Origin of the sequence: Longimicrobium sp., assembly GCF_036280135.1 — a bacterium.
Taxonomy (GTDB): Bacteria; Gemmatimonadota; Gemmatimonadetes; order Longimicrobiales; family Longimicrobiaceae; genus Longimicrobium.
On sequence record NZ_DASURI010000394.1, the window covers coordinates 1 to 8273 of the forward strand.

4 protein-coding genes are annotated in these 8273 nt (G+C 76.1%); all 4 read right to left on the bottom strand.

Annotation, left to right across the window (positions count from 1 at the left end; all coding sequences use genetic code 11):
* The coding region (locus VFZ20_RS12350) for a condensation domain-containing protein (protein WP_329684190.1) at positions 1-1381 on the bottom strand (1381 nt) is incomplete at its 3' end.
* Entirely contained in the window at positions 1378-6027 is a 4650-nt protein-coding gene (locus tag VFZ20_RS12355) for a polyketide synthase (protein ID WP_329684191.1), read from the bottom strand. The genes VFZ20_RS12355 and VFZ20_RS12350, both read right to left, overlap by 4 nt.
* Positions 6024-7166, bottom strand: a complete 1143-nt coding sequence (locus VFZ20_RS12360; protein WP_329684192.1) for a non-ribosomal peptide synthetase — start codon at positions 7164-7166, stop codon at positions 6024-6026. Before VFZ20_RS12360 ends, VFZ20_RS12355 begins: the two co-directional genes overlap by 4 nt.
* A 625-nt stretch (positions 7167-7791) precedes the next feature.
* A partial coding sequence (locus VFZ20_RS12365; protein ID WP_329684193.1) for a hypothetical protein occupies positions 7792-8273 on the bottom strand: 482 nt, incomplete at its 5' end.

Sequence of the window (8273 nt, forward strand, 5' to 3'; positions counted from 1 at the left end):
CGATGGTCTCGTGCTCCCACAGGTCCGCCGCGTACTTGAGCGTCCCGCCCAGGCCGCCGTTGCGGGGCACCAGGTTGAGCGAGAGGTCGAACATGGCCGTCCCCGTGTCCATCTCCACGGCCTTGAGCGTGACGCCGGGAAGCGAGCCGCTGCCCCCGTCGGCGTTCAGCAGGGCGATCATGGCCTGGAAGACGGGCGACCAGCCGGCCGAGCGCTCCGGCTGCAGGTCCGCCACGAGCGTCTCGAAGGGGAGCGCCTGGTGCTCGTACGCCTCCAGCGTGGCCGTCCGCACGCGGTCCAGCAGCACGCGAAAGGTGGGGTCGCCGTCCAGCCGCGTCCGCAGCACCACCGTGTTGACGAAGAAGCCGATGAGCCCCTCCATCTCCACCCGCGTGCGCCCCGCCACGGGGCTGCCCACGCAGACGTCGTCGCTCCCCGCGTAGCGGCCCAGCAGGAGCTGGAAGGCGGCCACGAGCACCATGTACAGCGTGGCGCCCTCCGCGCGGGCCAGGGCCTCCAGCCGGGCCGTGAGCGGGGCGGGAAGGTCGAACGGCACGGTGCCGGCTTCGTCCAGGCGCCGGGCCGTGCGGGGACGGTCCGTCGGCAGCTCCAGCAGGGCGGGCGCGCCGGCCATCCGCGCCTTCCAGTACGCCCGGTGCCGCGCCATGGCCGCCGCGCCGGCGCTGGTGCGCTGCCACGCGGCGTAGTCGGCGTACTGCAGGGGCAGCTCCGGCAGGGGCGACGGCTTCCCCTCCGCAAAGGCGCCGTAGAGCCGGGTGAGCTCCGTGAAGAGCACGCCCATGCTCCACCCGTCCGTCACCACGTGGTGCATGCAGACCAGCAGCACGCGGTCGTCCGCGGCCAGGCGCAGCAGCCGCGCCCGGACGAGCGGGCCAGCCGCCAGGTCGAACGGCGCCCCCGCCACCTCCGCGGCACGGGCGCGGACGGCCGCCTCGCGGTCCGCCTCCGGCAGCCCCGTCAGGTCCTCCGCGGGCAGGGCGAAGCCGGTGAAGGGGTGAATGACCTGCACGCGCTCGCCGTCGCGCTCCGCGAGCGTCGTCCGCAGGGACTCGTGGCGGCGCACCACCTCGGCCAGGGCCCGCTCCAGGGCCCCCTCGTCCAGCACGCCCCGCAGCCGCAGCCCCGCGGGGACGTTGTAGGTGGCGCTGTCGGGCCGCAGCCGGTCCACCAGCCACAGCCGCTCCTGCGCCAGCGAGAGCGGCAGCCCGGCGTCCGTCCGCGGCACGGGGACGATGGGCGAGCCGTGCGAATCGTCCCCGCGGGGCGCCTCGCCCCCGTCCGGGCGGTTGAGGCGTGCCGTGAGCAGGGCCCGCAGCCGCTCCTGCTTTTCCGCGCGGGAGCGGGTGGCGGAATCGGTCATTCGGCCCTCGCGATCCCGGCGTCGCCGGCCAGGGCGCCCTCGTCCGCCGCCGCCATCGCCAGGGACGGATGCGCGCCGGTCCCGTCCGCCTCGCTGGCGGCCAGGGCCAGCGCCACCTCCTCGTCGGACATGGCCTCCACCTCGGCCACCAGCGCCTGGTCCAGCACGGCGGCGAACTGCGAGATGGTGGGCGCGTCGAAGACGGCCGCCAGGGGCAGCTCGATGCCGAACGTGCCGCGGACGCGGGACACGAGCTGCATGCCCAGCAGGGAGTGGCCGCCCAGCTGGAAGAAGTCGTCGTGCACGCCGATCTTGCGGATGCCGAACAGGTCCCGCCACAGCAGGGACAGCTGCTCCTCCAGGGGCGTGGACGGCGCGTGGTACGCGTCGGCCAGCGACGGCCGGGGATGCAGGTCCGCCGACTCGTCGTCGTCCGCGGCGGCGGGCCGCGCGGCGCGGGCCCCGGGGTGCCGCATGGACGCGACCACGCGGGGCTCGCCGCCCAGGGCCGCCACCCACGCAAAGGCGCGCAGCCCGTCCGCGGCGGGGATGCCGTCGCCGCCGTCGCCCTCCGCCTCCGTGCGCCACCGGTCCCAGCCGATGCTCGTCCACGGGGCGCCGTCCGCCGCGGCGCGCGCGGCCCAGGCGTCCACGAGGGCGTACCCCGCGGCGGCCGCGCCCATCCCGCTGCCGCTGCCCGCCACGATGGAGCTCTGCAGGAGGACGAAGTCCAGCTCCAGCCCGTCCGCGGCCGCGCGCAGGGTGGCCAGCTCGCGGTCCAGCCGGGCCAGCTCGGCCCCGGCGCCCTCCGGCGCGCCCTGCGCCAGGGGCGCGTACTCGGCCGCGGCGCCCAGGGCCGGCGCGTGGACGATGCCGTGCAAAGCGCCCAGCTCCGTCCGGGCGCGCTCCAGGGCCGCCCGCAGCGCGTCCGCGTCGTCCATGGGCGCGCGCAGCAGCAGGGGCGACACGCCGCGCGCCTCGGCCCCGCGCAGCCACCCGATGGTGTGCGCCACGGGGGCGTACGGCGACGTCGTGGCCAGGTACGCGTCCCACGCCTCCCGCTCCGGCAGGGCCGGGTCGGCCAGGATGGCCACGCGGGCCCCGCGGGTGGCCTGCAGGTGCTCGGCGAGGGACCAGCCCATGGTGGTGGGCGCGCCCGTGAAGAGGTAGGCGCCGCCGGGGCGGATGCCGTCCGCGTCGTCCGCCGAAACGGGGGCCGGCGCCGGCTCCCAGCCGCGCACCCACCGCGCGGGGCCCCGCAGGGCCGCCTCGGTGTCGTCCACGTCCGCCGTCACCTCCGCCAGCAGCTGGTCCGCCAGCCGCGCCTCGCCGCCGGGGCGCGGGCGGACGTCCACCACGCGGCAGACCACGGCGGGATGCTCGCGCCGGAGCGCGGCGCAGGCGCCCAGCACCGTGGCGCGGACGGGGGAGACGGGCTCGCCGCCGCCCACGTCCTGCACGCCGTCCGTGACGACGGTGACGCGGAGCGGATCGTCCGCCCCCGCCGCGAAGACGGCGGCCAGGGCGGCCACGCTGGCGTAGCCCCGCGCCTGCGCGCCCTGCAGGTCATCCGCCCCCTCCGCGCCCACGCCCCACAGGAGGACGACGTGGCCGGGACGGCCGTCCGCCGCCTCCAGCGCGTCGCGCAGGGACGCCAGGTCCTCCGCGGCGCCGGGGCGGACGGTGTACGCGCCCTCCCCCACGCGCCGGAACGCATCGCCCGCCTCCGCCACGGCGACGGTGTGGCCCTGCGCCCGCAGCCGCGCCGCGAGACGCAGGCCCACGCCGCTCTCGTCCGCCAGCAGGAGCCAGCGCGTGGGCTCCGCCCGCGTGGCGGGGGCCAGCGGGGCGCGGCGCCACGTGGGGAGATAGAGCCCGCCCGTGGACGCGGCGGCGGACGGCGACCAGCCGGCGGCGGGGCGCTCGATCCAGTGCCGGCGCCGCTCGAAGGGGTACGTGGGCAAGGGGACGCGGTTCAGCCGCTCGTGGGCGTGCACGGCCCGCCAGTCCACGGGCGCGCCCGCGGCCCACAGCCGGCCCGCCGCGCCCATCACGTGCGCCGCGTCGGGCTGGTGCTCGTACGCGTGGCGCATGGAGGCCACGACCACGGGCGGCGTGTCGCCCCACACGTCCAGCTGCGAGGCCAGCATCCGCAGGCCATGGCCCGGGCCCGTCTCCAGCAGCACGCGGATGCCGGCGCTGGCCAGCGTCTCCACGCCCTCGCCAAAGCGCACGGTGCTCACCAGGTGCCGCGACCAGTACGCGGGGTCCGTGGCCTGCGCGGCCGTGATCCACCGCCCCGTCACGCTGGAGGCGAACGGCAGCGTGGGCGCGTGCAGGCGCACGGACCGCAGCAGCTCGGCCACGCGCTCCGCCACGGGCTCCATCATCCGCGAGTGGAACGCGTGCTCCAGGGGCAGGCGCCGCCAGGAGACGCCGCGCGCCTCCATCTGCGCCTGCACGGCCTCCAGCTCCTCCACGGGGCCGGAAAAGACGGTGATGGAGGGCCCGTTCAGGGCGCCGATGTCCAGCCCGCCCTTGAGGAACTCCTGCACCTCGGACGGGGGCAGCGTCACGCCCATCATCCCGCCCGGCGGCAGCTCGGAGACGATGCGCGCCCGCTCGGCCGCCAGCAGCAGGGCGTCCTCCAGCGACCACACGCCGGCCACCGTGGCCGCCACGTACTCGCCCAGGGAGTGCCCCACCATGGCCGCGGGCTGGATGCCCCACGACATCCACATCCGCGCCAGCGCGTACTCCGTCACGAAGAGCGCCGGCTGCGCCACGCGGGTGGCGTTGAGCCCCGCGCCGGGGTCGTCCCCGGTGGCCTCGGCCCGGCCCAGCATGGCGCGCAGGTCGATGACGGGGGCCGCGCCGCCCTGCTCCGGCCCCGCGTCCGCGGGATACAGCACCTCGCGCAGGTCCAGCCCCAGGTGGGGGCGCAGGATCTCGGCGCAGCGGTCCACCGTCTCGCGGAACACGGGCTCCGACGCGTACAGCCCCTGCCCCATGCCGGGGTAGTGGCTGCCCAGGCCGGGAAAGAGGAACGCCACGCGGCTGCCGCCCTCGGGCGCCGTCCCCCCGCTCACGCGGTCCGGGGCGCGCACCTCCAGCGCCTCGGCGGCCTCCTCCGCCGTCCGTGCGACGACGGCGCGGCGGTGCTCCCACCCGCGGCGCCCCGTCTGCAGCGTCCAGGCAACGTCGTGCAGGGGCTGCTCCGGGTGCGCGCGCAGGTGCGCCGCCAGCCGGTCCGTGGCCGTCTCCAGCGCCGCGGGGGTGCGGGCGGAGAGCGTCAGCAGCTGCCAGGGACGCACGGGCTTCGAGGGACGGGGCGCGGGCGCCTGCTCCAGCACCACGTGCGCGTTGGTCCCGCCGATGCCGAACGAGCTCACGCCCGCCCGCCGCGGCGCCGCGCCCGCGTCCGCGCCCGGCCAGGGGCGCAGCTCGGTGTTGACGAAGAAGGGGGACGACGCGAAGTCGATCTCGGGGTTGGGCGCGCTGAAGTTGAGCGACGGCGGGATCTCGCCCCGCTCCACGGCCAGCGTGGCCTTGATGAGCCCCGCCGCGCCGGCGGCCGCGTCCAGGTGGCCCACGTTGGTCTTGACGGAGCCCAGGGCGCAGTACTGCGCGCGCTCCGTGGGGCCGAACGCCTGCGTGAGGGCGGCCACCTCCACGGGGTCGCCCAGCGCCGTGCCGCTGCCGTGCCCTTCCACGTAGCCGATGGACGAGGGATCGACGTCCGCCACGCCCAGGGCCTCCTCGATGACGGCCGCCTGCCCCTCCACGCTGGGGGCCGTGAAGCCCACCTTTTGCGCGCCGTCGTTGTTGATGGCGCTGCCGCGGATGACGGCGCGGATGGCGTCGCCGTCGGCCAGGGCGTCGGCCAGGCGCTTGAGGACGACGATGCCCACGCCCTCGCCGCCCACCAGCCCGCCCGCGTCGGCGCTGAACGCGCGGACGTGGCCGTCCGGCGAGGCCAGCCCGCCCGGCGTGTGGTAATAGCCCGGGATCCCCGGCTTGATGGCGGCGCCGCCGGCCAGGGCCACGTCGCACTCGCCGTTGGCCAGGGCCTGGCAGGCCACGTGGACGGCCACGAGGCTCGTGGAGCAGGCCGTGTGCACGTTCACGGCGGGGCCGCGCAGGTTCATGCGGTGGGCGGCGTGCGTGGCCAGGTAGTCGCGCCCGTTGGCCAGCCCCACCTGGAACGTGCCCAGCGCCTGCACCAGGTCCGGCCGGGCCAGGACGTGCTGCACGTAGTCGTTGGAGGGCGAGCCGGCGTACACGCCCACGGTCTCGCCGGCGGGGTCGCACCCCGCGTTCTCCAGGGCCTCCCACGCCGTCTCCAGGAACACGCGGTGCTGCGGGTCCAGCACGTCGGCCTCGCGCGGCGAAAAGCCGAAGAAGGCGCTGTCGAAGCGGTCCGCGTCGGCCACCCGCGCCGCCGCCTTGACGAACGAGGGATCGGCCAGGCGGCGGGGATCCACGCCCTCCGCCCGCAGCTCGTCGTCGGAGAAGAAGGTGATGGAGCTCACCCCGTCGCGCAGGTTGCTCCAGAACGCCTCCACGTCACGCGCCCCGGGAAAGCGTCCCGCCATCCCGATGATGGCGATGGCGCCGGTCCCCATCTCATCCAGCTGGCCGCTCATCGGCCCTCCTCGTCGTTGGAATCGTCGTCCGAAGTGCGGCCGGCGGCACGCGCCCCGGCCAGTGCCCGCCGCCGCGCGGCCCGCTCGCTTCCGCGGCGGGGCGCGGGTGCGGCCGTTTCGCCGTCCTGCAGGTGCGCCGCGAGCGACGCCACGGTGGGGTAGCGGAACAGGTCCACCACGCGCACCTGCCGCCCCATGCGCTCGCGGATGCGGGCCTGCATCCGCAGCATGAGCAGCGAGTGCCCGCCCAGCTGAAAGAACCCCTGGTCGCGGCCCACGCGCTCCACGCCCAGCAGCTCGCCCCACAGCGCCGCCAGCTCCGCCTCCAGGGGCGTGCGCGGCGCCACGTACGCCTCGGCCGCGGGGGCCGGGGCGGGCGCGGGGCCCGCGCGGCGGTCCAGCTTGCCGCTGGGCGTGAGGGGCATCTCGTCCACGGGGACGAACACGGAGGGCACCATGGGGTCCGGCAGGCGGGCCCGCAGGTGGTCGCGCAGGTCGTCCGGCTGCGCCCCGCCCGCCACGTACGCCACCAGCCGCCGCCCGCCCGGCCCGTCCTCGGCCACCACGGCGCAGTCGCGCACGCCGGCGTGCTCGCGCAGCACCGCCTCGATCTCGCCGGGCTCCACGCGGTAGCCGCGGATCTTGACCTGGGCGTCGGCGCGGCCCAGGAACTCCAGCTCGCCGTCCGCGCGCCAGCGGGCGCGGTCGCCCGTGGCGTACATCCGCGCCCCCGCCGGCCCGAACGGGCACGGGACAAACCGCTGGGCCGTGAGCGCCGGCCGGCCCAGGTAGCCGCGCGCCACCTGCGTCCCGGCCACGTACAGGTCCCCCGCCACGCCGATGGGCACGGGCGCCAGCCGCCGGTCCAGCACGTACGTGCGCGCGTTGGGCACGGGGCGGCCGATGGGCGGAAGCAGGCTCCACGCGCCGGGGTCGGCGGGCAGCACGTGCGCCGTGACCACGTGCGTCTCCGTGGGGCCGTAGTGGTTGGCCAGCCGGCACCCGGGAATGCCGTCCAGCAGCGCGGCAATGCGCGGCGTGGCGACCAGCTGCTCGCCCGCCGTGATCAGCTCGCGCAGCACCAGCCCCTGCGGTTCGTGCCGTGAAGGCCCGTCGCCGGGCGCACGTGGTTGGGTCATCCGGGATTCTCCTCCGTGGGGCATGGCGCGAAAGCGGAACGGCGGCGCGACCGGATGCAATCGCGCGCGAATTGGCATGTAGGGGACGCGAAAGATCACCTGAGACGCGACGGCGTCGTCAGCTGCTCCAATCTTGACGGCGAGCACGGCCCTTGGAGCCGCGCTTCGAGCGGATTGCCTCAGGACATCCGATTGCGTTCGTTTTGGGACACGTTAGCGCACTGTTTCAGCACCGCGTACCAGATGGCCGAATCGCCTCTCCCGGGAGGACGAGAAATACGCTTCCCGACGTATAACGATTAACTAGATGTCGGCATCCTAGCAAGCTCCCCCCGCGTAATCTGCTCTGGAATGGACCCAAACGGGTGTGCTCCGTGCGCTCCGGGCAGAAACGATTCGCGACACATCTTTTTACGCGCGCGCGTCCCCGCTCGCCCGGCGGTGTAAACATCCCCACCGAAGCCGATCCGTGGACGCGACGAGGGCGCGGGGGACGATTTCCGTCCGCCGCGCCCCCTTTTGTCCGCCGCGCCCTGCCGGCGGTGTGCATTCGTCCCCGCGTTTCGATCACCCGGCAGCGCCCGCCGTCCTGCCGATGCACGCCGTGACCGGGCACGGAGGCCGCCTACGGCGCCCGCATCGCGAGCGAGTCCAGCCAGGCCGAAAGCTCCGCCGCGGCCGGGGCCGTGTTCCGGCTCTCCCAGTCGCCCGTCTGCCGCAGCGGGACCTCGCGGTAGATGCCGCCCTCGTCCGGCACGAAGCAGCGGCGGACGGTGGCGCCCATGTCCGCGCCCCGGCGCTGCCGCGGCGACTGCGTGCCCGCGCGGGCCTCCAGCACCTGCGCGTACCGCCGCGCCATCTCCGCCGCCGGCACGCGGTCCACGGGCGCGCGGCCCGGGGCAAAGCGGGCGAGCAGGGCCTGCTCCGTCATCGAGTCGGCGGGGACGCGCAGCAGCGCCTGGTCGCCGCGCCCGTGCTGAAAGCGGAACACGGCGCCGTCGCCGTCCACGTACAGGCCGCGGTGCTGGTAGCTCCGCGCGCGGTTGGTGTGGCTGCGCTCGCAGTAGAACGGCGGGACGGCGGGCGCGGCGGCCACGCGCTCCGCCC

Bases quoted from the DNA above. Each gene is read 5' to 3' on its own strand.
- VFZ20_RS12355 (WP_329684191.1), bottom strand. From the start codon at position 6,027: ATGAGCGGCCAGCTGGATGAGATGGGGACCGGCGCCATCGCCATCATC.
- VFZ20_RS12360 (WP_329684192.1), bottom strand. From the start codon at position 7,166: ATGACCCAACCACGTGCGCCCGGCGACGGGCCTTCACGGCACGAACCG.